15 protein-coding genes are annotated in these 24,676 nt (G+C 70.2%); 11 read left to right on the top strand and 4 right to left on the bottom strand.

Features of this window, described 5'->3' with window-relative positions; genetic code table 11:
• Positions 1–41: 41 nt before the first annotated feature.
• Positions 42–2,936, top strand: a complete 2,895-nt coding sequence (locus WME73_RS47690; RefSeq protein ID WP_437913931.1) for a Kelch repeat-containing protein — start codon at positions 42–44, stop codon at positions 2,934–2,936.
• Positions 2,937–3,162: 226 nt separating this feature from the next.
• Here the strand turns inward: WME73_RS47690 and WME73_RS47685 are convergent, their stop codons facing one another.
• Positions 3,163–4,692: a sigma-54-dependent Fis family transcriptional regulator gene (locus WME73_RS47685; RefSeq protein ID WP_437913930.1), complete on the bottom strand. Its 1,530-nt coding sequence runs from the start codon at positions 4,690–4,692 to the stop codon at positions 3,163–3,165.
• Positions 4,693–5,438: 746 nt separating this feature from the next.
• On the opposite strand from WME73_RS47685, the gene WME73_RS47680 reads away from it, so the two are divergent.
• Positions 5,439–6,605: a hypothetical protein gene (locus tag WME73_RS47680; RefSeq protein ID WP_437913929.1), complete on the top strand. Its 1,167-nt coding sequence runs from the start codon at positions 5,439–5,441 to the stop codon at positions 6,603–6,605.
• A gap of 136 nt (positions 6,606–6,741) precedes the next feature.
• Here WME73_RS47680 and WME73_RS47675 read toward each other — a convergent pair whose 3' ends face one another.
• The gene (locus WME73_RS47675) at positions 6,742–8,193 is read right to left on the bottom strand and encodes a peptidoglycan-binding domain-containing protein (RefSeq protein ID WP_437913928.1); all 1,452 of its coding nucleotides are present in this window, start codon (positions 8,191–8,193) and stop codon (positions 6,742–6,744) included.
• A gap of 509 nt (positions 8,194–8,702) precedes the next feature.
• Between WME73_RS47675 and WME73_RS47670 the strand changes: the two genes are divergently transcribed.
• Positions 8,703–9,803 (top strand): LLM class flavin-dependent oxidoreductase, encoded by a 1,101-nt coding sequence (locus WME73_RS47670; RefSeq protein WP_437742927.1) that lies wholly within the window; start codon positions 8,703–8,705, stop codon positions 9,801–9,803.
• A 185-nt stretch (positions 9,804–9,988) separates the two neighbouring features.
• Here WME73_RS47670 and WME73_RS47665 read toward each other — a convergent pair whose 3' ends face one another.
• Positions 9,989–11,632: an ATP-binding protein gene (locus WME73_RS47665; RefSeq protein WP_437913927.1), complete on the bottom strand. Its 1,644-nt coding sequence runs from the start codon at positions 11,630–11,632 to the stop codon at positions 9,989–9,991.
• 262 nt (positions 11,633–11,894) lie between these two features.
• Between WME73_RS47665 and WME73_RS47660 the strand changes: the two genes are divergently transcribed.
• From WME73_RS47660 to WME73_RS47635, 6 genes are all read left to right on the top strand, one after another.
• Positions 11,895–12,116 (top strand): hypothetical protein, encoded by a 222-nt coding sequence (locus WME73_RS47660; RefSeq protein ID WP_437742925.1) that lies wholly within the window; start codon positions 11,895–11,897, stop codon positions 12,114–12,116.
• A 224-nt stretch (positions 12,117–12,340) separates the two neighbouring features.
• Positions 12,341–14,083 carry an endo-1,4-beta-xylanase gene (locus WME73_RS47655; RefSeq protein WP_437913926.1) on the top strand — a complete coding sequence of 581 codons (1,743 nt, stop codon included), beginning with the start codon at positions 12,341–12,343 and terminating at the stop codon, positions 14,081–14,083.
• A gap of 343 nt (positions 14,084–14,426) precedes the next feature.
• Positions 14,427–14,672, top strand: a complete 246-nt coding sequence (locus WME73_RS47650) for an AbrB/MazE/SpoVT family DNA-binding domain-containing protein (protein WP_437913925.1) — start codon at positions 14,427–14,429, stop codon at positions 14,670–14,672.
• 147 nt (positions 14,673–14,819) lie between these two features.
• Positions 14,820–15,584: an ABC transporter ATP-binding protein gene (locus tag WME73_RS47645; RefSeq protein ID WP_012241252.1), complete on the top strand. Its 765-nt coding sequence runs from the start codon at positions 14,820–14,822 to the stop codon at positions 15,582–15,584.
• Positions 15,585–17,705, top strand: a complete 2,121-nt coding sequence (locus WME73_RS47640) for an FtsX-like permease family protein (RefSeq protein WP_437913924.1) — start codon at positions 15,585–15,587, stop codon at positions 17,703–17,705.
• 683 nt (positions 17,706–18,388) lie between these two features.
• The gene (locus WME73_RS47635; RefSeq protein WP_437913923.1) at positions 18,389–20,023 is read left to right on the top strand and encodes a right-handed parallel beta-helix repeat-containing protein; all 1,635 of its coding nucleotides are present in this window, start codon (positions 18,389–18,391) and stop codon (positions 20,021–20,023) included.
• 29 nt (positions 20,024–20,052) lie between these two features.
• On the opposite strand, the gene WME73_RS47630 is transcribed toward WME73_RS47635, so the two are convergent.
• Positions 20,053–20,769, bottom strand: coding sequence for an RNA polymerase sigma factor (locus WME73_RS47630; RefSeq protein WP_437742919.1), 717 nt, complete (start codon positions 20,767–20,769; stop codon positions 20,053–20,055).
• A gap of 464 nt (positions 20,770–21,233) precedes the next feature.
• Here WME73_RS47630 and WME73_RS47625 point away from each other — a divergent pair, with 464 nt between their 5' ends.
• Together WME73_RS47625 and WME73_RS47620 are read left to right on the top strand one after the other, a co-directional pair.
• Complete coding sequence (locus WME73_RS47625; RefSeq protein WP_437742918.1) at positions 21,234–23,180, top strand: YgiQ family radical SAM protein; 1,947 nt, start codon at positions 21,234–21,236, stop codon at positions 23,178–23,180.
• Complete coding sequence (locus WME73_RS47620; protein ID WP_437913922.1) at positions 23,155–24,384, top strand: aminotransferase class V-fold PLP-dependent enzyme; 1,230 nt, start codon at positions 23,155–23,157, stop codon at positions 24,382–24,384. The genes WME73_RS47625 and WME73_RS47620 overlap by 26 nt, the downstream gene beginning before the upstream one ends.
• Positions 24,385–24,676: the final 292 nt, after the last annotated feature.

Raw genomic sequence — 24,676 nt, 5'->3', positions numbered from 1 at the left:
TTTTCTTGACAGCCAGAACATCGAGATTGCTATCGTCGAGCATGCGTTCAGCCTTGTTCTTGCGCCGCTTCGCCCCCGTCATCCTCGTCGCGCCGCTCGCTGCGGCGCTCGGATGCGATGAGGCCGATACCCCGCGAAGCCGCGTGAAGGAGCAAGGCATCGGGGCGGCTGTCGCCGCGCTCACGGCGCCACGCTGGGACATGGCGCCGCCGATGAACGTCGCCCGGAGCAGGCACACGGCGACACGTTTGCTCGACGGGAAGGTCCTCGTGGCCGGCGGAGCGAGCGAGACGGCCGAGGTGTACGACCCCGCCACGAATACATGGGTGCTCGTCGCGCCGATGAGCACGCGGCACACCGGCCACACCGCGACGCTCCTTCCGGACGGCAGGGTCGTCGTGGCCGGCGGCGTGACCGAGGTGGTAGAGATCTACGACCCCGCCGCGGATGCATGGACGCTCGCCGCGCCGCTCGTCACGCCGCGCGAGCGCCACACCGCGACGCTCCTGCCCGATGGCCGGATCCTCGTGGCCGCCGGCGAGTTCGAAGAGTGGGTGATGGGCTCGAGCGAGATCTACGATCCCCTCACGAATACGTGGACCGACGCGGGCCCGTTGGCGCAGGTGCGCTCCTCCCATACGGCCACGCTGCTGCCGAACGGCAAGGTCCTCGTGGTGGCCGGGGTGGACGCATCCGGCGACCCCATCGGCAGCGCGGAGATCTACGATCCGATTACGGGCACGTGGACCGCCGCGGGCTCGATCCAGAATCGGGAAGGGCACACCGCGACGCTCCTCGCGAATGGCGAGGTGCTCGTCGCCGGCGGCTACACCGATTACGGTGGTGAGGGGTTCTCCTCCACGAACCGCAGCGCGGCGCTCTACGATCCGGCGAGCGATACCTGGACGACCGCGACGCCGATGAACGTCACCCACCACAACCACACGGCCACGCCGCTCGCCGATGGCCGGGTGCTGATCGCCGGCGGCGGCGCGCTCACGGAGGTCTACGATCCGGCGAGCGGGAGGTGGTCGCTCGGCAGGTACCTGAACATGGACCGGAGCCACCACACCGCCACGGCGCTCGCAGGCGGGCGGGTGCTCGTGGCCGGCGGCGGGAGCGCGACCGTCGAGAGGCTCACCCTCGCGGCCCCGGGCGACTCCTGCCTCTTCGCGGGCGAATGCGCGAGCGGCTTCTGCGTCGACGGTGTCTGCTGCGATACCGCGTGTGACGCGGGCTCGTGTGACGCGTGCGCGGTGAGCGCTGGCGCGTCGGCGAACGGCACCTGCACGCCGCTGAGCGGAGCCATTTGCGGCAGCGCCGACGGCTGCACGGCGAACGGCGTCTGCCAGGCGGGCGCTTGCGTCGGGGCGTTGCCGGTCGGCTGCCAGTCCCCGTGGACGCCGGCCGGGAACATGCCCGTGCCGCGGCAAGACGGCACGTGGGCCGAGCTCGCCGATGGCCGCGTGCTCGTGGCCGGCGGGCACGACAACGACTGGAACGATACCCTGTCCGCGGACCTCTACGATCCGGCGACGAACGCCTGGAGCAGCGTCGCGTCGCTCTCGCAGGCGCGCCGCAAGCCCGCGTCGATCCGGGTCTCGACCGGCGAGATCCTCGTCGTGGGCGGTGATTCTCCGTCGACGGCCGAGGCATACGATCCGGCGAGCGATACGTGGACGCTCACCGGCGCCATGGTCGCGCACCACGATCCGAGCGTCGCTCTCTTGCGGCTCCCCGACGATCGTATCCTCGTCGTGGGCGGCGGGACGGCGGTCGCCGAGCTCTACGATCCGACGACGAAATCCTGGGACGCGACGGGCTCGCTCGGCGTCTCGCGCTCGGGGCACTCGGCGGTCCTCTTGCAAAACGGGAAGGTGCTGGTGAGCGGCGGCGCTGGCAATCCGGCGACGGCGGAGCTCTACGACCCGGCCACGGGGACGTTCTCCCCGGCGGGGACGCTGACCTTCGCGCATTCCGGGCACCAGGCGACGAGGCTGCTCGACGGCGGCGTGCTCGTGGTGAGCGGCAACGGCGCCGATCGGTATGACCCGGCCACGAACACCTGGACGCCGACGCAGGCGTTGCTCATGCCGCCCGCCGATTTCACGGCGACGCTGCTCGGTGATGGTCGGGTGCTGGTCATGGGCGCGCCGCACGTCCCGCACGCGCAGGTCTACGAGCCCGCGACGAATGACTGGACGATGACCGGGCCCCTGGACGTCGCGCGCCGACGTCATACGGCCACGCTGCTCGGAAACGGAATGGTGCTCATCGCGGGCGGCACGGAATGGACGGGCGGCAGCCAGTGCGACCTCCGGAGCGCCGCGGTGTACGACCCCGTGACGAATGGCTGGTCGATGGTGCCGAACCTGAGCAGGCTACGCAGCTCTCCGTCGTCCGTGCTGCTCAATGGCAATCGCGTCCTGGTCTTCGGGGGGCTACTGGGAGGTTGCTCGTCCGGGGACGGCGACCCCGAGGCGCATGCAAGCACGGAGATTTACGAGGGCGGCGTCACCCCGGAGGGCAGCGGCGGAAGCGCAGGCGCGGGCGGGTCCGGCGGAATGGGCGGCTCCGGCGGCTCTGGCGGAAGCGCAGGCGCGGGCGGGTCCGGCGGAATGGGCGGCTCCGGCGGCTCCGGCGGAAGCGCAGGCGAGGGCGGAAACGCAGGCGAGGGCGGAAGCGCAGGCGCGGGCGGAAGCGCAGGCGAGGGCGGAAGCGCAGGCGAGGGCGGAAGCGCAGGCAGCGCCGGTGGAATGGCCGGCTCCGGCGGTCAGGGCGGTATGGGTGGCGTGAGCGGCACCGGCGGCTCCGGCGACGGCGAAGAGCCGGGCGACGGCTGCCGCGCCGCACGCGGATCCGCGGAGAATAGCGGGAGCGGCTTCGCGGCCCTCGTGGCCCTGGGCGCCCTCTTCGCGCGCCGCCGCAGGCGCTGAAACGCGAGAAGGCTCTCGCAGGCTGTGGAGTGAAGGCGGCCCCTTCGATGCCTGGGTAAGTGCCTCCTCAGAAGAATTTGTGGGTGAGCCATTCGGGCTCCGGCAGGTTCCCGAGCGTCTGGTAGCTCTATTGCGGGAAGCCGGCCGGGGGAGCGAACCACCAGGCCGGACGCGCCGGTCAAGACCGGCGCATCCGGCTTGGCGGTTCAAAGGCCGGCGGCGTCCGTCACCCATCGAAGGCAGGGCGCCGGCCGCCTGCGCCGGCGACCCGGTGCTTCGCCAGGAGCTTCTGCAGGTAGGTCCGGTTGAACCCGGACTCCCGCGCCGCCTGCGAGACGTTCCCCCCGTGCCGATCCATCAGCGCCACGAGGAACGCACGCTCCAGCTCGGCGACGCCCGCCTCGCGCGCCGCCTCGAGCTCGTCGGCGGAGAGCCGCGAGAAGCGCGGCGCCAGGGGCCCGGGGCCTGCTGGCCGAGCCACATCGGACGGGAGCAGATCCACGTCGAGCTCCGGCCCCGTCGCCAGGATGCACGCGCGCTCCACCACGTGGGCGAGCTCGCGCACGTTGCCCGGATAAGCATGCTCGCGGAGCGCCCGCGCGGCGCGCTCCGTGAAGCGGGGCCGCTCGCCGGGGCGCTTCCAGCAGGTGCGGAGGAAATGCTCGACGAGGAGCGGGACATCGCTCGCGCGCTCGCGCAGCGGCGGAATCTCGATCTCGATCACCTTGAGCCGGAAGTACAGATCTCGCCGGAACTTCCCTGCCTCGACGAGCGCCGGCAGATCCTGGTGGGTCGCCGCGATCACGCGGACATCGACCTTGTCGGTCCGGTCGGAGCCCACGCGCTGGATCTCTCCGAACTGCAGGAAGCGCAGGAGCTTCGCCTGCACCTCGGGCGCGATCTCCGCGACCTCGTCGAGGAAGAGCGTGCCTCCCTGCGCCGACGCGACCCGCCCGACGCGGTCCCGGTCGGCCCCGGTGAACGCGCCTTTGACGTGGCCGAAGAGCTCCGACTCGAGGATGCTGCCCGGCAGCGCCGAGGTGTGCAGCGTGACGCAGGCCTTGCTGCGCCGCGGGCTGTTCACGTGGAGCGCGCGGGCGATGAGCTCCTTGCCGGTGCCCGTCTCCCCGCGGACGAGCACGGTCGCGTCCGAGTCGGCCACCTGCGCGACCGTCTTGAGGAGCGCGAGCATCCTGGCGTCCTGCGTGACGATGCCCTCGAAATCGTAGCGGGCGAAGAGATCGCGCTCGAGGCGCTGGCTCCGGCGGCGCAGCGCCTCGCGCTCGAGGGCCCGCTTGAGGAAGAGCCCTGCGAGCTCGGCGAACTCGGCAACGAAGCGGAGCGCCTCGTCGCTGGCGGCCCGGGACTTGTACTCCACGTAGACGGCGCCATAGACATCGGCGCCGTGGGCGAGGGGCGCCACGAGCGCGGCGGACGCGCCCGACTCCTCGAGGCTCTTGAGGAGCGACGAGCGCGGCTCGTCGGCGTCCCTGGAGAGGTGGACGATCTGCCGCGTCTCGATGGCCTGCCGCACGAGGCCGCGGCTGAACTTGCGCTCCTTGTCGGAGATCCTCGCCTTGTCGAAGTGGACGGCGAACTTCTGCTCGTAGGAGCCGTCCTCACGGACGACGATGAAGCCGCGGTCGGCGCCCGTGGCCTCGAGGACGCGGCGGAGCACGAGCTCGGGAGCCTTCGCGTCATCGTCCTCCGAGAGGAGGATCCTGACGATCTGAAGGAGCGAGGGGTAGAGATCCATGGCCGCGGCGCCCAGGGTACGATGAGGGGGGAAGGAAACACAGAGCGATTCCCCGTGGCGTCGGCGGCTCCGCCATGGTGTCGCCGGAGAGCGTCGCGGCAAGTGGCTGGTCGCCCGCGTACGCCCTGGCCAGGCGCGGGTTGCTCGTCGGGGGCGTGGTCCGGGCTGCATCGGGTCGGGGAGGAGTCGGCTTGCGCTGCCTCCTGCGGCACGCGCCGAGGGCACCGCCGGAAGCGTCACGGAATCGTCCGGCCGACCACGGATCGCGGGGTCAGCGCCCGCCATCGACAGCTCTCTCTGTCCCAATGTCGGGAGAGACAGGCTTCCGCTGGAGCTCTGTGGAGAGAGAGCGCGGAGAATGGAGGGCGGGCCCCTGGTCCTGCCCTCCGTGCTCGGCGCAACAAGGTGCATTGAATGACCGTCTGGGGCGCCGTGCCGCCGCCATTTCGGTGCTTGGTTGCGCAGGCCGGCCGGGGCGTTCCCTGGTTGACAGGGGCGGCGCCAGCCCCGCGCACCGGGGCGCGAGTCTGCTCACTTTCCGGGAGCATGTTGCAATCAGTGTCACGCGCGCGCACATCCTCCGAATGTCCAGATACACGCGGCGCGACGAGAGCGGATCTCCCAACCACTGACCACATCTCGCCTGCGCCCGTGTTTCCTGGTATGCGCATTGCGATCGCTTCCAAAGGCAGGACGCTGGAGGCTCGGCCACTCGTCCCTGCCATACGGATGGGGGGGGGTTAACTATGCTCTTCAAAAATCTGGTTCCGGCGACCTTTCTGGCGCTTGTCACGGCAACAGCAGCTCCTGGCCATGCCGACACGCGCGCCGTAATCGACGGCCAATTCCGGATCCAACCCTATGTATTGCCGAACGGCCAAGGGTATCGGCATCTCACATCGTTCATCAACGAGAAAAAGAACGAATTGGTCCTTTTCGGCGGCCTGGGCAACGGCCCTCCGTCGCCGCCGACGCCGATGAACCACAATGTGTACACCCTGGATCTGACGAAGCCGCCATCCCAGCAGGAGTGGGAAAACCGAGGGACGGACGACGCCGTGGCGATGCCGTGGTTCACAAGCACGAATGGATTCATCCAGTTCGATGACGAACACTATCTTGCATGCGATGACTCCGACACCGATTCGGTGTATTCATTCAACGCAGACACGTACAAATTCAACCTCCTGTCCAGTTCATCACTCGACCCCGATCTCAAGGCGGGGGATTGCTGCGCGGTCGGAGTGGAGATATGCGAAGGCAACGAGTGCGGCGGCAAGGCCGAAAAGAGAATCTATATCATGGGCGGACGAAACTCGACCTCCCAAGGCCCCCTCTCGATCGTCCGTTACTATTCGATCACGCATAACAAATGGGAGCAGGTGGCGAGCATGAACGTGAAGCGGAGCCATCTGGGCTGTGCCGCTGTCGCGCGGGGAGGGGAAACGTCCATCTATGCGATATCCGGCGGCGATTCATCCACCGGCAAGTCGCTCCGATCCATGGAAGTGTATGACATCACGCGAGACAAGTGGACATTGTATGACAATTTTGGCGTGGGCCGAACCCGGTTCGGCGCACGGAACGTGGACGACAAGTATCTCTTGCTGATCGGAGGCGACGCGAATTGCACGGGCGGCGCATGTCCGCCTGACCAGCCGCTCCGCCGGATCGATATCATTGATGTCCGGCATCGAGATCCCAGGTTCATCTCCTCCGACGATTATGTGCTCCCGCAGCTCAATAGCCCGAGGCACTCCCCCGCGACGAGCTTGAGGAAAATGAAGGGCAACAATCAGGAAGACAAATACATGCTTTACGTCGTCGGCGGCAGGACCCGCGACAACGCAGGCCTGGGCGTGTTGACGACGGCCGAGGTCCTGTCGTTCCCCAAGATCAACCCACCAAAGTGAAGGGCGCTCCGTAGCGACGCCCCCCGGACCGGCCGGGGTACCGGCGTCCCGGAGGTCAATCGTGGAGCCAGCGTCGCCGGCACAGCCGCTGAAGAAATGACCAGACGGGGCTGCCCTCCCCGCGTCCCCGCGAGGCTCATCCCCTGATGGTCGCGCCGTGGATATGCGCGGCAAGATCGGCGTACTTCATGCGAAACCGTCCGCAGCCCTCCGGCAGCGGCGCGCGGGGCGGGATGCCCTGGCAGCTGTCCCACCCCGCAGGATTGCGCAGAATCACCGACGCAGGCGAGCCGTCCGCCCCCCTCTCGATCTTCTCGCCCGCGACCCAGTGGTAGCCACCCTCCCATTTCATAAGAACAGGCACCTTCTCCCCGCGCCCCAGGGCCCCGGCGACATCGTCGGCGACCGACGCGCCGCTGCGCAGCAGCGCCGACACGCTCGTATAACTGCCGCCCATGATGTCCTGGAACAGGCTCGTGAAATTGCCGAGCGGGACGCGCGAGTCGCCCCCCAGAGCAGCCCAGAACGAGTCGTTGTCCTCGGGGTTGTCGTAATCGAAGATCCAGCTCATCAGGGTCGCGTGGTTCATGAGCGCGGACTGGAACAGCCGGTCGATGTCGATGCGGCCCGAGGCGTCGCGCGAGATCGCGTTGCGCGGCATCCTGAGCACGCGGCCGGAGCGGAGCGTCACCTCGCCCGCCTCCCGCGTGATCCCGTCGACAATCCTCGTGAACTCGGCCGGGTCGGCGCGCAGCAGGACGTACTCCATCGTCCCCGCGCCGCAGGTGCCGTGGCGCGCCCCCTGCTTGACGCGCAGCGGGTTGTCCACGTGCCGGATCGCCTGCGCGAGCACGAGGTGCGGATCGATGCCGCCCTCGAGCACGAGCCTGCCATCGCGCCGGACGCCCGCCATGGTCGCGAGGTTCGGCAGCAGCGCCTCCGCGTGCAGCCGGCCCGCGGCGAGCAGCCTGTCGAGCGCGGCCAGACCGCGCGCGTCGCCCCGTAGCGCGCGCCGGACCTCGTCGAGGCGCGCGCTCCGATCGGCGGCGAGCGCGCCGGAGGCGGCGGTCGCGGGCCTGTCGCCGACGGAGTCCACGGCGGGCGGCGGCGAGTCCGGGTCCGGCTCGGCCCCGGGCACGACCCGCGGGAGCCCCTTCGCGTCCGTGAAATAGCCCTGATCGTGGCGCGAGGCCGCGGCGGACGCCTGGACCGCGGTCGCCTTGCGGCCGAGCGCCGCCACCTCCTCCGGGCTGAGCCCCGCGGCCCTGGCCATGGCCTCGTCGAGCGCCACCGTGCGCCGGGCCGCCAGGCGCCTGTCGAGAGCGGCGATCGTCGCGGCGTCGACGATGCCCGTCTGCGGCAGGCCCTCCGCGGCTTGCAGCGCGACGATGGCGGCGTGCGTCTTCGGCCCGAACGAGCCGTCGGCCTTCATCGCCTCGCCGATCGCGCCGAGCGCCTCTTGCAAGGCGCGCACGCCGTCGCCGTGCGCCCCCTGCGCGAGCGTCGCCGCGCCCGCCGCGACCGCGCTCAACACCTCGTTCGACGCGAGCTCGGGGGCGCCGAGCCCTGTGTTCCCGCTGTCCCCCATGGGTCCCCTCCTGCGATCACCAGGCGCGCTGGATCCGTCCCAGGATACCACGCCGCGCCCGTCGGTGCGCGCGTCAGGCGGCGCTGCGGTGCGCGCAGGTTCGGCACCGCGAAGTCGCGCTCTCGATCGTGGGACTCCTTTCTATCTCTCTCCTCGGGTCGCGACGATCCGCCCGGTGCAAAGAGCCTTCAGCTCTTGCCGAGCGTCTGCTGGAGCTCACACGAGCGCAACAGCCGCCCTCTGTTCGGCGGGCAAGGCGTCCAGCGCCCGCAGCGCATCCATGATCTGGCCTCTCGCAAAGACCTGAGTTTGACCACTGAACGGATTCAACGCCGCATTCCGTCCCGCCAGGAGCGCGCGCCCGAGCCCACACAGCACGTCGATATACCGGTCGTCCAGCGTGGATCAGGCAGGCAACGCGCTCGCGCGAGCTGCGCCGCGCTCGGCCGCATGTGCCCTCTTTCGCGCGCAGCGCAGGGCGTGAGACGATGCCGGCCGGAGGATCAGCCATGAAACCGATCGCAGGAGCAGCAGCGGAGGGCGGGCATCTGGAGCTAGGGATGTTCGGCCCGAACGGCACGGGCCACTCGATGTCGAAGGTCCCCGAGCGCTGGTATCCCACCTGGGAGAACAACCGCGACCTGGCGCTCGCAGCCGAGGCGGCGGGCCTGGATTTCCACATCCCGTTCGCGCGCTGGAAGGGCTACGGCGGCGAATCCGACCCTCAGGGCGCCACGCTGGACCCCATCGTCTGGGCGGCGGGCATCCTCGCGATCACGAAGCGGATCAAGGTCTTCACGACCGTGCACACGCCCTTCGTGCACCCCATCGTCATGGCGAAGCACCTGGCCACGATGGACCACATCGGCCCCGGGCGCGTCGGCCTGAACATCGTCACCGGCTGGGACAAGGAAGAGTTCGAGATGTTCGGCATTCCCCTGCGCGAGCATGATGAGCGCTACGAGTACACGAAGGACTGGCTCGACGTGATGCGCGCGCTGTGGACGGCAAACGGGCCCGGCCATCATCGGGGCAAATTCTTCGACCTTCCCGGGCTCATCGGGGAGCCGAAGCCGCGTGGCAAGATCACCCTGATGAACGCGGGGACGTCCAGCGCCGGCCGGGCCTTCGCGATCGAGCGCTGCGATCTGCTGTTCAACATCCTCGTCTCTCCCGAGGCGTGCCGGGAGGAGGTCGCGACGGTCAAGGAGGCAGCGCGCCGCGCGGGTCGCTCCATCGACGTGTACACGACGGCCTGCATCGTCTGTCGTCCCACCCGGAAGCAGGCCGAGGAGTACCACGACTATTTCTCCCGCGAGATGGCCGACTGGCCCGCGACCGACAACCTCATGCAGCTGCTCGGGATGGGCTGTCAGTCCTTCTCCCCGGAGTTTTACGCCATGTTCCGGCAGCGATTCGCCGCGGCGCACGGGCACTACTCGATCGTCGGCGATCCGGGCCATGTGGCCGAGGAGATCCGGCGCATCCGTGACACGGGCGTCCGGGGCCTCACCCTCGGATTCATCGACTACACCAGCGAGTTCTCGTACTTCAAGGATGAAGTGATGCCACGCCTCGTCGACCTGGGCGTCCGCCGGCCGCCTGGCTGATCCCGCGGTCATGGTTCCTGGCCCGCTGAGCCCACGTCGAAGTGGCGCTCGGGCTCGGCATCGAGACATCCTGGCCAGGAAATCCGCTTGTGCTCGCTCGGCGAAGACACGCCCCGGCTTCACCTCCGAGAGCCGGCGTAGCTGGTTGCCTGTTCAAGGCGGCCGGCGGAGACGAGCGGAGCGCCTCACGTACAGCCCTGGGCCGGCCGCGCGTCCGCTGGCAGCCGCATCGTGAACGTCGTGCCGCGACCGGGAGCGCTGTCCACATGGACGCTCCCGCCGTGGGCTTCGGCGCAGGCGCGTACCAGCATCAGACCGAGGCCCCATCCGTGTGCGCCGTGCTCGCCTGCGGCGCGCGTGAACGGATCGAACAGCGTCTCTTGCGCCTCCGGCGGGATCGGCGCGCCCTCGTTGTGCACGCTCACCTCGACCCCGTCCCGCGGCTTCGTGATGGCGACGGTGATCGGCGCGTCCTTCGCGCCGTACTTCAGCGCGTTCGAGATCAGGTTCCAGAGCGCGCGTCGCAGCTCCGAGGCACCCCAGATCCCTCGGACGCCCCCGTCTGCATGCAGCACGATGCGGCCAGGGTGATCGGCCGCGATTTCGTCGACGAGCTCGCGGCCGAGCTCGCTCAGGTTGCACTCCTCGAGCGTGACCGAGAGACGCCGGCCGGCGTGAATCCGATCGGCGTCGAGCAGATCGGTCACCATGCGGTCCGCCCGATCCAGGTTGCGGACGACGACCTCGACCCGCTTCGCGACGCCCGGCCCGCTCGCGTCCGGCTGCGCGGCGAGCAGCGTCGCAGCCATCCTCGCGGCCGACAGCGGGCCGCGGAGATCGTGCGCCAGGACCGAGACGAACTGGTTTCGTAGCTCGCGCGCGACGCGCAGGGCACCGAGCTGATCGAGCAGCTCCGTGTAGAGTCTGGCGCTATCGAGGTGGAGCGCGAGCCGCTCACCGACCGCCGCGATGCGCCGCGTCTCACGGGCGGTGAACGTCCGCTTTTCACGGAGGCCGATGTACACGACACCCATGAGAGAACGCTGCGGCGGGAGGCGGATGCCGAGCAGCGAATGGATGCCGCTGTGCCGGAGTCTATCCGGCACGTCGAGCAACGTGGTCTCCACGTCGCGCATCGACATCGCATAGTCCTGCAAGGCGACGGCGCCTGCGAAGGACGATGCGTCGACGGTTCGCACGTACTCGACGAACGGCTCATCGGCCAGGCCCACCGAAGCGACCATCTCCAGCTTCCCGGTCCTGATGTCGTGCAACAGCAGCGCAGCCGTATCGGCCTCCATCGACTCCATGACGACCTCGAGGACCTTCCTCAAACGCCCCGACGACAGGGGCGCCTCTCCGCCGAAAGGCTGCAAGAACGGGTCATGGAGCAGCCGCAGGTAGCGCTTCTCGGTTTGCTCGTCCTCCAGGAGGTGTTGCCGGAACGCTCGCGCTATGAACACGGAACGGGCGTGGATCTCGGCGAAGAGGCGCTCGATCTCCTCCAAGCTCGGCTGCTCATCGGCGGCTGCGATGGCCCAGGTGCGCACGATCGCGCGCCCGAGGATGGCGAACTCTTCCAGCGCCTCCTCGAGGCTGAAGCCAGCACGCAAGCGTGAGGACAGATGGCTCTCGATGAGCTCGTCTCGCTCGCGGCGCACTTCCTCCCCGTCCCATCCGCGCTCGAGCGTCCGCACGTACTTGGGCATCATGTTCGTCAGCTCGGGGCTCGCCAGCCCCCGCGCCGCCGCTGCCCTGTTCGCTTCGCTGGCCCACGCTTCGACGATCTCTGATGCGCGCGCCGCGATGATCTGTTTGATCGTCCGCATCGACACCCTCACATCCTTGTCGAGATGATCCTTAAGAGGCTCGACGGGGCTCCTGCCAGTGCGCGTCACCAGGCTCCGGATCACGCCACCCGAGCGCTTGGACGCCTTCCCAGATCTCCCGGTAAGCGAAACCCGCACGCACTCGGGCTCGCCCTGGTGATCGCGGTCGTAGCCCTGCCCCGGTCACCGCCCCGACCGGCGCGCCGACCTCGTCTGCTCTCACCGCCTTGCCTCGCCGCCCGCCCCCGGGCAGGCTTCGCCCATGGGCCGGCCCGCCGAGGAGCAGCGCCGCGCCACGTACGCCGACCTCGGCGCCGTCCCGCCGAACAAGGAGGCGGAGCTCGTCGGCGGCACCCTGCACGTGCTCCCCCGGCCGGCGCCGCGACGCTGGGGACCCGCGGCCGTCTACCGCGACGCCGCGCGCGTTCGCGTCGTGCCGTTCGAGGCCATCGAGCTCGACCTGTCCGTGCTCTGGGCGGAGTAGCAGGCTGCTGCGCCGTAAACGCCCGGCCATCGCTATGGGCACAACCGATTCTGGTATCCTGCGCGCCCCTCGCCCGGCCCGGGCAGGGCGAAAGCCCAGGACGCGCCAATGACCCATCCGCGCCGCGACATCGTGCTCCCCGACAGCCGGCCAGTCTTCCAGAACGAAGAGCGTAAGCGTCCCGCGAGATTCGGCGCTGCGCCGCGCGTTGTGAGCTTGGTGGCATGCCTCCTGATGGCGGGGGTTGCGTGCGGGGAAAACGACCCCGCTCCGGCTGCATCCGGGCAGGGCGGCGCTGGCGGAACCGGCGGCGACGCCGGCGCTGGTGGAACCGGCGGCCAGGGCGGTGCGGGTGGAGCCGGCGGCCAGGGGGGCGCGAGCGGAACCGGGGGCGACGCCGGCGCTGGCGGACCGGCGGCGATGCCGGCGCTGGCGGAGCCGGCGGCCAAGGCGGCGCCGGTGGAGCCGGAGGCCAGGGCGGCACTGGCGGAGCCGGCGGTGAGGGCGGCACCGGTGGAACCGGCGGGGACGAGCTCGGGGAGCTGCGCAAAGCAGCCGCAGCGGCCGGCAAGCTCCTGGGCGCCGCGGTAGACGCGAGCGCGCTGCGGGACGAGCCGGTGTATCGGGAGATCCTCGCCCGCGAATTCGACTACGTCACCGCAGAGAACGCCATGAAGTGGGGTCCGCTCGCGCCGACCGCCGACAGCTACGCCTGGGCGGACGCCGACGAGATCGTCGCGTTCGCCGAGGAGCACGAGCAGGCCATCAAGGGCCACACCTTCGTCTGGCACCAGCAGACCCCGTCCTGGCTCAACGAGGACATGAGCGCGGACGAGCTGAGGGCCGCCTTGAAGAGCCACATCGAGACGACCCTGGCCCGCTACCGGGGCCGCATCCGCGCCTGGGATGTCGTCAATGAAGCCGTGGATATCAACAGCGGCTCCAAATACACCGAGAGCATCTTCTGGCGGAAGCTCGGGCCCACCTACATCGAGGACGCGTTCCGCTGGGCGCGCGCCGCCGATCCCGACGTCCTGCTCTTCTACAACGAGGTGGGCATCGAGCGCATCGGGCCCAAATCGGACTTCACCTACGAGATGATACGGGATCTCCTGGCGAGGGGCGTGCCCATCGACGGCATCGGCTTCCAGTCGCACATCTCGATTCATCGTTATCCGGCGGAGAGCAACCTCCGCGCGAACATCCGCCGCTTCGCGGACCTGGGCTTGAAGGTCAACATCAGCGAGCTCGACGCGCGCACCCTCCTGTTGCCCGGCACGCGCGACAGCCGCTGGCAGGCGCAGCGCGTGGCCTTTCAGCAGATCGTGGGCGCCTGCGTGGCCGAGCCCGCCTGCGAGGCGGTGACGTTCTGGGGCTTCACCGACAAGCACTCCTGGATCAACGACGACGGCGACCCCGACGACGCGCTCTTGTACGACCGAGAGTATGTGGCCAAGCCGGCCTACGAGGGCACGCTGGACGGGCTGCGCGGTCTGCGCTCCGTCGTGGGAGACAATGTCCTCGAGAACGGAGATTTCGCGAGCGGCGACGCAAGCTGGGCGGCGACGGGCGGGGAGCTCAGCGTGGGCGCCGCGCGCGAGCGCGAAGGTGCTGCAGCCTGCGTGAGCGGACGGACCGAGACGAGCCACGGGCTCCGCCAGGAAGCCCTGGTGGAGCCGCTCTCCGCAGGGGGCCCGTTCACGTTCTCCAGCTGGATACGTGTGGGCGGCGCCAGCGGCCAGACCGTCAATGCCGCCCTGACGATCACCGAGGAAGGGCAAGCGCCGCGAGACCTCTCGCTCGCCACCATCGTGGCCGCCGACGGGCGCTGGATCGAGCTCGCGGGCAACTTCGGCCTCGGCTTCAACGCGGCGCCTGCCGCCGTCGAGCTCAAGCTTTACGGACCATCGGCTGACGTGGAGCTGTGCGTGGCCGACGTGAAGATCCAGCCCTTGTCCGCGCGCTGACCCAAGTGTCGGTGAATGAGGCGCGCCGCGAGAGGTTGACCGCGTCCTGACGAATCCCGGCATCTTGTTCGGGTTTTTAACGAAAAAACTGAACAGGGAGGCGGGGAGACGGGGAGATTGGTGGGATTTAACTCCCCGTCTCCCCGCCTCCCTGTGAATTTTCCCGAAAATTCGAGGGGATGCGTCAGGTCGGCGTCGCGAGGGGCAGCGCTCGCGCCTCGCCCTACACGAGCGGCGCCCCCTGGACGGATCGGCGAGTCCTCCGGCCACGCACGGACGGCGCCGTCCCGGTCGCCTTGACGGCGCCTGCCTCGGTAGGTACGTGTGATCACGTAGGCTGACCATGAAAACCCGCCTCGTCCGCATCGGCAACTCCAGGGGAGTCCGGCTCCCGAAGCCCCTCATCGAGCAAGCAGGCTTGACAGAGGAGGTCGAGATCGAGGTGCATGGCAATACGATCATCATCGCCGCACGAAAGTCCCGTCGAAGCGGCTGGGCCGAAGCCGCTCAGCGGTTGCGCACCGAGGATGTCGACCCGGTGCTCAACGCGCCCACGCCGACGCGCTTCGACGAGACCGAATGGCAGTAGTAGGCATGAAGCGACCCTCACGCGCATCCTGGCCGTCCTTCAGGAAATGTTCTCCCCGTGCGCGGGGGAACGCGCACCGCCGAGCAGCATGAAGCTCTTCTTCATTCGAAGTTTCAGCACAGGATGAGCCCGGCACCGCGCACGCCCATGAGCACCCCCTCGACCCCTGCCTCCGACGAGGCCGTCCTCCGCGTCCGCAACCTCCACAAATCCCACGCGCTCGGCGCGACGCCCATCGAGGTGCTCCGCGGCGTCGACCTCGACATCCACGCCGGCGAGATGTGCGCGATCATGGGCCCCTCCGGCGTCGGCAAGAGCACGCTGCTCTCGTGCGTCGCGGGCCTCGAGTCGCCCGATCGCGGCGAGATCCGCGTGCTCGGCGAGGACATGGCCGCCCTCGACGAGCACGGGCGGACGCTCCTGCGCCGCCGCCGCGTCGGCATCGTCTACCAGTTCTTCAACCTCGTCCCGACCCTCACCGGCTACGAGAACATCGTCCTCCCCTACCTCATCGACGGCGCCGCCCCCGACCACGACGCCGCGTCGCGCATGCTCGATCGCGTCGGCATGCGCGCCCGCGCCGAGCACCTGCCCTCGCAGATGTCCGGCGGCGAGATGCAGCTCATCTCCATCGCCCGCGCCCTCGTCCGCCGCCCCGCGCTCGTGCTCGCCGACGAGCCGACCGGCAACGTCAACGTCGCGACCGGCCGCCGCATCATGGCGCTGCTCGCCGACGCCCTCCGCGACGCCGGCAGCGCCATGCTCCTCGTCACGCACAACGCCGAGGACGCCGCCCGCGCCCACCGCGTCGTCTTCATGCGCGACGGCCTGCTCCTGCACGACGCCGCCCTCGCGGGCCCCGCCGTCACCTCAGCCGCCGTCCACGATCGGCTGAAAGAGCTCGGCATCTGAATGCTCCTCCTCCTCCGCGCCCTCTTCCAGCCGCTCGTCCGCATCCTCGCCCTGCGCAACCTGCGCGCCGACCGCTTCGGCGCCATGGCCGCCGTGCTCGGCGTCGCCCTCGGCACGGCCACGGTCAACGTCGTCCTCATCCTCGACGTCGGGACGCGCGCCGTCGAGGCGAGGAGCGCCGTCACCAACCCCGACCTCCCCGTCTTCACCGATCAGACCATCACCCTGCGCGGCCTCCGCCCCGACGGGCAGCCCATCGACGCGGAGGACGCCCAGGAGGAGACCCACGAGGACTACGAGATCATGCGGTCCGCGATCCGCCTCGGCTCGCTCTCCGCGTTCCTCGTCGGCGCCCTCATCGTCTTCTTCACCTTCAACGTCGCCGTCGAGCGCCGCCGCCGCGAGATCGCCCTGCTGCGCAGCGCCGGCGCGCTGCCGCCGCAGGTCGCGGCGGTCTTCGTCCTCGAGGCCTTGCTGCTCGGCGTCGGCGGCGCCGCGCTCGGCCTGCTCGGGTCGATCCCGCTCGCGTACCTCGCCGCGAAGGCGGGCATCACGACGACGGGCCGCGCGCGCATCCCGCTCAACGCCATCGTCCTGCCCTGGAGCGCGATGCTGCTCGTCTGCGGCACCGGCGCCCTCACCGCGCTGCTCGGCGTCCTGCGCCCGGTGCGCGACGCGCTCCGCCTCGACATCGCGCGCGCCCTGCGCCCGCGCTTCGTCGAGGGCGGGGCCGAGCAGCGGCGGCGCATGCGCGGCGTCACGCTGCTCGCGCTGCCGTTCATGGTGCTCGTCTATGGCCTGCTGCGCCCGTTCTTCCAGGAGTCCGTCCCGCTGTTCGCCTTCTTCGTCCTCGAGGCGGGCCTCGCGTGCGCGGCGTTCCTCGCCGCCATCGTCTTCGTCCCGGACCTCGTCGCGCGCCTCGGCGCGCTCGCCGTCCGCCTCGCGCCGCGCCGCTGGGCCGCCGAGCGGCTCCTCCTGCGGCGCCGGGTCGAGCACAGCGGCCACGAGCTCGCCTGGAGCGTCGGCGGCGTGATGATGGTGTTCGCCCTCCTGCTCGCGCTGCACATCGCCACGGCGGCGCTCAAGCAGGAGGTCTCGGCCTGGGCCGGCCGCGCCCTCGCGCCCTACGCGTTCCTCTACCCGGACGAGCCGCTCGGCCACGCCGAGCGCCTGCTGCCGCGATTGCCCGAGCGCCTCGTCGCGGCGCGCTTCTCGAGCCGCACCCCGTGGCCCAACGTCGCCTACGCCGTCCCGGCCGACGAGCTCCTCGCGCTCGCCGAGGCCACGGGCCGCGCCGAGCCGATCGCGCTCGCCCGCCGCTTCGGCCCGGGCAAGGCGCTGGTCTCCACGATGATGGCCCGGCGCTTCGGCGTCGGCCCCGGCGACCTGCTCGAGGTGGGCGGCCGCGCCGGCGCGCGCCGCCTCGAGGTCGTCGGCATCACCGACGAGCTCGGCTACGTCCACGCGGCCGGCGCGTACCGCAACCTGCGCACGTACGCGGTCATCGACGCGTCCGACTTCCCGGTCATCTCCCCGTACGCGACCGCGATCGGCCACACCATCGCCCTCGCCGATCCCCGGACCGGCGCCGCGGCGGCGCGGGGCGGCTCGGCGACGCCGCCCTGGGCCGAGCTCCTCGCCGACGTGCCGCGCGCGCGCGACGTCCGGATGCAGACGGGGGCCGAGATCGAGGTCATCCGCCGGAAGGCGACGGGGCGCGACTTCGTGATCTTCGACATGATCCTCGGCTTCACGACCCTGCTCGCGGCGATCGGCGTCGCGAACCAGATGGTCCTGGCGCTGCACGCGCGGCGCCGGGAGCTCGCGCTGCACCGCGTGCTCGGCATGACGGCGGGGCAGGTCCGCCGGATGGTCCTGATGGAGGGCGCGCTGGTGGGCGCGCTGGGCGGCGCGCTGGCCGTGCTGCTCGGGATCCCGCTGGGCTCCGCGGCGCTCGGCGCGCTGCGCACGGTGTCGACCTTCGAGGTCGAGTTCCATATCCCGCCGGAGTACGGCCTGTTCACGGCGCTCGGCGCGACCGCGGTGGCGCTCTTCGCGTCGCTCTATCCCGCGCGGAGCGCGGGGCGGAGCAACGCGGCGGAGTCGGTCCACTACGAGTGACCACGAGCAGGAGCGCGCGCCCGTCCTTCACGAAACTCGCCCGGCCGTCGCGGGCTCTTCTCCCCCGATCGCCCTCGGCGGGACGCCGCGAAGCGCTCGGACGCGGCGCTTGCGCAGAGGCGTTCAGCATGACAAGCCACGTGGCATATCGTGGGCGCGACCACATCCCCGCGGGCATGTGCGACGGTGCTTCCGGCGCGTTCACCGCAACGGGCATGTCGCTCTCGAAAATAACTGTCACGGACAGCCTCGCTGGCCGTTGACGGCGAGCCAGCGCGCTCAGCGTCCCTGGCGTTGACGTGCGCTCTCTCCGCGCCCGCCGGGATGGGCCGCCGCGCCGCGCGGCGCGCCCGCTCATGAAAATCGCTCAGGCCGGACACGGAGAGCGGGACATCGGTGTGCTCGCGTCGCGGCGACCCCGGAGGAGGTGAGCCTCTCCTTGGCACAGCGGTGCTCCGCTCGACTTCTGCGCTCGCTCCTTGCTCCTGGTGGTGACTGACAGCGACGGATCGACCCTCGTCCGAGAGGAGGAATGTGTGTTATTGGACCAGCGGTTTTTGCAGATCTGGATCGGAGCCCTGCTCGCGCTCGCCTCCGCTCCAGCCGGAGCGACGCTGCCCCCGGCCAGCACCGCCCGCTCCGAGGCGGGCTGGGGATATCACCCTCCTCCGGAGGAGCGCGCAGTGTCCTCCCAGGGTTTCTGCAGCCTTGATCTACCCTACACCGAGCCGCCCTTCCTGGCAGACCAGACGACCGGCATCGCCTGCCCCGGTTACGCCACGCAATCGCCGATCTGCACGGGGCCTTTCTGCCCAGCCAGCGGCGTTTGCCTGGGGACGAGGACGCTGCACGAGGACCTGAATGCTTGCCAGGGGGCGGCCTGCTGCCTGCCAGGCTCCGTCGACCCGGACGGCGTCGTCGACGTCCTGCCCTACCTGGCGAGGCCGGCGGAATCGCCCTTCTCCGCCGACGCATCCGTCGACCGCAGCACGAACGTCGACGACAGCCCGGGCATCGCGACGGCCATCGAGTGCGCGGCGTCGCTGAGCGCCAGCAGGCGCACCGTGGCGTTCCCTGCCGGGCGTTACGTGCTGCGCACCCCGCTGCGGCCTCACCATGACGCGCTCACCCTGGAGGGGCCGGAGCTGTCTCCCGAGGCCAGCCCGGGCGATCCCCGGACCGCGACCCTCGTGGCGATCCCCTGCAATCCGGAGCAGTACCCCGGGGCCATCCAGGTCACCAGGGTCGTCAAGCCGGACGGGACCATCATCAGCGCGGTCCGGGGGCTCTGGATCCGCAATCTGCAGATCGCGGTCACGGAGGGGCCACGCAGGACGGCGAACAGCGGCATCCAGCTGAACACCTGCTCGGACTGCAAGGTGGAGAACGTCATCATGCGCTACTCGCCCCTTGTTCCCCAGCTACCTTCCTGCAAGCCGAGCAACCTGGAGGGCATCGGCTTCACCTGGGGCTCCGGGGGCGTCATCCGGAACGTGCTCGTGGATGGCTTCTCGAAGAGCGGCATCTACCTATCGTCCATCGCCGGGTACCACGACACGCCGCCCATCCTCGTGGAGAACTGCGAGATCAGGAACATCAACGGCCCGATCGGCGCCAGCGGGATCAAGATCGTCACCGCCAACGTGACCGTGCGAAACTGCCATGTCCACCACAACATGATCCATCCCGGCGACGGCTCCACCACGGTCAGCGGCGGGCATGGCCTCTGGATCTCCACCCAGATCTCCCCTGGGCCCGGGATCCCGAGCCCGGTGCCGGATAACGTCGTGGTCAAGGACAGCTACTTTCATCACAACGGCGGCGCCGGCGTCGTGCTCGCGAGCCCCATCGAGGACGAACGTCCGACGGGGATCCTGATCAAGAGGGTCAAGTTCGCTTACAACGGGAGCCATGGCGTCCACGTGCAGGCAGGCGCCGGCGTGGCGTTCTGGGACGTCTGGTCCTGGGGAAACGCGCTCTACGGCGTGCTCCTGAGCTCGCGGACGACGCTGCCCGCGACCTCGGCCCGGGTAGAGGATGTGACCCTGGAGAACCTGCTCGTCTTCGACAACGCCCTGCGCTTCGCGTCGGGCTCCTTTCCCGGCATCAGGATCGAGGCCAGCGACGTCACGATCCGCGGCGGCACGGTGGCTCGCTGCGAGCCCTGGCGCGGGATGCAGTCGCGATCCATCCAGCAGCAATGCTGGCTGTCGGGGCCGGCCGGCGCGCAGGTGCTCTTTCAGCCGGAAGAGAACGTCATCTCGGACGTGAGCACCTACGGCACGAGCGCGCCGGAAGTGCTGGCGTGCCCTTATTGACGAGCGGCGGGGGCCCGCGCTGCGCCGCCTCACTTCCCTCGCCTGCGCCGGCGGGGGGCCGGCCGGCGGCGCGTCGTCGCCTCGGCGGCGAACGGCCTGTCGCCGAGGCGCAGCGCGCTCCGCTGCTCCGGGTCGAGCCGCTTCACCGCCGCCCGGAAGTCCTCCCGGGCCAGCCGTAGCCGGTTCTGCCCCGTGTTCTCGTTGATCTGGAGCTCCCGGGCGATGTCCACCACCGGGATGTCCAGCATGTCGTGCATCACCAGCATGACCCGCCGCTGCGGGTCGAGGCTGGCGAGCAGCGCGTCGACCACCTCGGCCCGCTCCATCGCCTCCAGCCGCTGCTCCAGACGGGGCCGGCTGTCGACGCCGGCGGAGATCGCGGTGAGCCGCAGGCCGTCCGGGATCTCGCGGCGCCGATAGGCCCGGTCGCGGTAATGGCTGACCTGCCGCCACGCGATCCCGTAGAGCCACCGGTAGAGCGAGTCCCACACCCGCCGCGGCTGCCCCTCCCCGATCCACGGGAGCACCGCGCTGAGCGGCACCGGCTCGTGGTCCTCGTCCTCGAAGTCGTCCTCGAAGAAGTCGTCCTCGTCGCGCCGCCCCTGCAACGCGCGCAGCAGGCGGCTCGCGTCGAAGGTCTCCAGATTGCGGTAAGCGGCGAGGAGGACGTCGTGCAGCACGTCCTCGCGATCGTTCGCCCCCACGCCAACCCCCCGGAGCAACCCGCGGAGGAAGGGAACGCCCACCTCGTGCACCACAGCGAAGCTGAGATGTTTGGCGCGGAGGTCATCCTCTGATCGTGATTCCACATATTATTTTTACTGACCCTCTTTCCGGGTCGTTTTGGAACCCTCCCCCGCGCGCCAAAACCTCTTATTTTGAAGCGTTTTTTGATGAGCTCACCAGCGACTGACGCGGTGTGAAACGCCGCGGCCCGCCGCGGTGGTGCGTGGTGCGCGCCAGCCCTCATGTCGCGTCCGGAGATCCGATGCTCCGTGACCAGAAGCCGTGACCTGCTGGCCGGGTATCGTGCAAGTTGTGCGTTTCTCCCGAGAAAACGCGGGCTGCGCCCTCCCGCCGGCCCCCCGCGCGCCGGCCTCGGCCGCGGCCCCGCGGGGCTTCCCCGGCGCCGTCACGCGGTCACCCGTCGCTCCCCCGCCGGGGCCGCCCCCTTGCCGCCCGCTCTCCCGGCCCGTAGGGTGACGGCGCCGTGCCCCTCACCCAGCTCCGCCGAAGCGCCGGCGCCGCCCCCCGCGACCTGACCGCCTTCCTGCCGACGACCCGGGAGGAGATGCGCGCGCGGGGCTGGGACGCGCTCGACATCCTGCTCGTCAACGGCGACGCTTACGTCGACCACCCCGCGTTCGGCGCCGCGATCATCGGCCGCTTCCTCGAGGGGCGCGGCTTCCGGGTCGGCATCGTCTCCCAGCCCCGCTACCAGGACACGAGCGACCTCCTGCGGATGGGCGTACCCCGGCTCATGGTCGGGGTCACCGCCGGCAACCTGGACTCGATGCTGAACAAGCTCACCGCGCAGAAGAAGGTCCGCAGCGAGGACCAGTACTCGCCGGGCGGGCAGGTGGGCCTCCGCCCCAACCGGGCGTCGATCGTCTACGCGAACCTCTGCCGCCAGGCGTTCCCCGGCGTCCCCATCGTCCTCGGCGGCATCGAGGCGTCGCTCCGGCGCATCGCGCACTACGACTACTGGTCCGACCAGGTCCGCCGCTCGGTCCTGCTCGACGCCAAGGCCGACATGCTCATCTTCGGCATGGGCGAGAAGGCCGTCTGGGAGGTCGCCGATCGCCTCCGGCGCGGCGAGCCCGTCCGGTCGATCCGCGACGTCAGGGGCACCGCCGTCCCCCTGCGCAAGGGCGAGTGGGAGCACATCGAGGGCTCGCGCTACGTCGCCGACGGCAAGACGGTGATCCTCCCGAGCTACGAGGAGGTGGCCGCGGACAGGGGCGCCTTCGCGGAGATGTCGCGCGCGTTCCAGTTCGAGACGAACCCCGGCAACGCCCGCCCGCTGCTCCAGGCGCACGGCGCCGAGGCGGTGTACTTCAACCCGCCCGCGTTCCCGCTGGAGACGGGCCAGATGGACGCGCTCTACGACCTGCCGTTCACGCGGGTGCCGCACTGGTCGTACGACGCGCCGATCCCCGCGTACGAGACGGTGAAGCACTCGGTCGTCACGATGCGCGGCTGCTTCGGCGGCTGCACGTTCTGCTCGATCACCGAGCACGAGGGGCGGGTCATCCAGTCGCGCTCGGCGGACAGCATCCTGCGCGAGGTGCGGGCGCTGCGGCGCATGGACGGCTTCCGCGGCGTGCTCAGCGACCTCGGCGGGCCGACCGCGAACATGTACCAGATGCGGTGCAAGGACGAGGCGATCGAGAACGCCTGCCGGCGGCTCTCATGCGTCTTCCCGGAGGTCTGCGAGAACCTGAACACCGACCACGGCCCGCTGCTCAAGCTGATGAAGGCGGTGCGCGAGGAGCAGGGGATCAAGAAGGTCTTCATCGCCTCCGGCGTGCGCTACGACCTCGCGGAGCGGTCGCCCGAGTTCATCGAGGAGCTGGCCGCGCACCACACGGGGGGCCAGCTCTCGGTCGCCCCGGAGCACAACAAGAAGGACGTGCTCGACAAGATGAAGAAGCCGGGTATCGAGAGCTACGAGCGCTTCGCCGAGCAGTTCCGGTGCGCGAGCGAGGAGGCCGGCAAGAACCAGTTCCTCGTGCCCTACTTCATCTCGGGGCACCCCGGCTCGACGCTGCGGGACATGGTCGACCTCGCGATCTACCTGAAGAAGAGCGGGATGAGGCCGCGCCAGGTGCAGGATTTCATCCCGACGCCGATGTCGATGGCGGCCTGCATGTACCACACGGGGATCGACCCGCTCACGCGGGAGCCGGTGTACACGGCCAAGGACCTGCGCGAGAAGAAGCTCCAGAAGGCGCTGCTCCTCTACTGGGACCCGGCGCACCACGACGAGGCGCGGGAGGCCTTGATCAAGGCGGGCCGCGGGGATCTCATCGGCACGAAGCCGCACTGCCTCGTGCCGCCGGCGGCCGGCAAGGGGGCGCCGCCGCGCTACCTCGCCAAGGTCCGCGGGGAGCGCCGGGGGAAGCCAGCCGATGCGACACACCGCCGAAATCGATAGGGATCGGGCGTTCACCGCGAAGCTCGGCGATCGCGGCCTGTTCCCGCACCTCGCGCCGCTCGTCTACGTGAACCACGCGGGGATCTCGCCGCCGTCGCGGCCGGTGCGCCTCGCGATGATGGCGCTGCTCGACGACTACGCCGCGCAGGGGGCGGCCGCGTTCCCGGCGTGGTACGCGCAGCGGCTCCGCCTGCGGGAGAAGCTCGGCCGGCTCATCGGCGCCGCGGCGGCTGACGACATCGCGCTGGTCCAGAGCACGACGCGCGGGCTCACGGACATCGCGCTGTGCCTCCCCTGGCGGCCGCGCGACCGGGTGATCCTCTTCGAGGGGGAGTTCCCGGCCAACGTGACCCCGTGGCAGCGCGCGGCCGCGATCTTCGGCCTGGAGGTCGTCTTCCTGCCGCTCGGCGGCTTCGCGGACGGCAGCGGCTCGGGCCTCGCCCGGCTGGAGGGCGAGCTCGAGCGCGGGGCGCGGCTCGTCGCAGTGAGCGCTGTGCAGTTCCAGACCGGGCTCAGGATGCCGCTCGAGGCGATCGGCGCGCTCTGCCGCGCGCACGGCGCCGAGCTCTGCGTGGACGCCGTGCAGGCGGTCGGCGCGACGCCGGTGGACGTGGAGGCGGCCGGGGTCGATTACCTCGCGTGCGGCGGCCACAAGTGGCTGATGGGGCTGGAGGGCACGGGCTTCCTCTACATCCGCCGCGAGCGCCTGCCGTCGCTGCGGCCCGCGGTGGCGGGCTGGCTGAGCCACGAGGACGCGGTGAGCTTCCTGCTCCAGGGCCCGGGCAAGCTCCGGTACGACCGGCCGATCCGGCAGCGCGCCGACTTCGTCGAGGGCGGCAACCTCAACGCCGCGGGCTTCGCCGGGCTCGAGGCGGCGGTGGACCTGATCCTGCAAATCGGGGTCGAGCGGATCCACGAGCATGCGAACCGGTTCCTCGACCCGCTCGAGGAGGCGCTCCGGGAGCGCGGATGGGAGAGCCTGCGGCCGGGAGATCCGGCGCTGCGGGGTTGCTCGCTCGGGGTGAGGCCGCCAGGCGGCGCCCCGGTGGTCGAGCTGTACCGCGAGCTCACCCGCCTCGGGATCGCCTGCGCGATCCCGGACGGCGTGCTGCGCTTCTCGCCGCACTGGCCCAACGCGCTCGACGAGTGGGAGCAGGTGCTGCTGTCGGTCGACGAGGCGCTCGGGCGGACAACGACGGGGTGAGTCGGCGCCGCGCGTGGCGCATCGTCCGATTCCATGATGACCATGACACGGCACAAGCACCTCAAGCTGTGCCAGTCCAGGATGGATCGTGCCCAAAAGCTCCTCGGCACGAAGACGGCGCAGGAGACGATAATGACGTGTTCATCGCGCTCTCGGCGCGTTCCCTCGGCGCCACCGCCCTGACAGCCGACGAGGACTACGATGCCATTCGAGCCGTCCCCGACTTCAAGCTGGAGCGGATCGTCGCCTGAGCGCCTCGGCGGCGCTGCCCGCTGAGACCCTCACCCACACC

Origin of the sequence: Sorangium sp. So ce302 (assembly GCF_051530145.1) — a bacterium.
Lineage (GTDB): Bacteria > Myxococcota_A > Polyangia > Polyangiales > Polyangiaceae > Sorangium > Sorangium cellulosum_B.
Note: the sequence above shows the minus strand (reverse complement) of the source record. Positions and strands in the feature narration are given on the sequence as shown.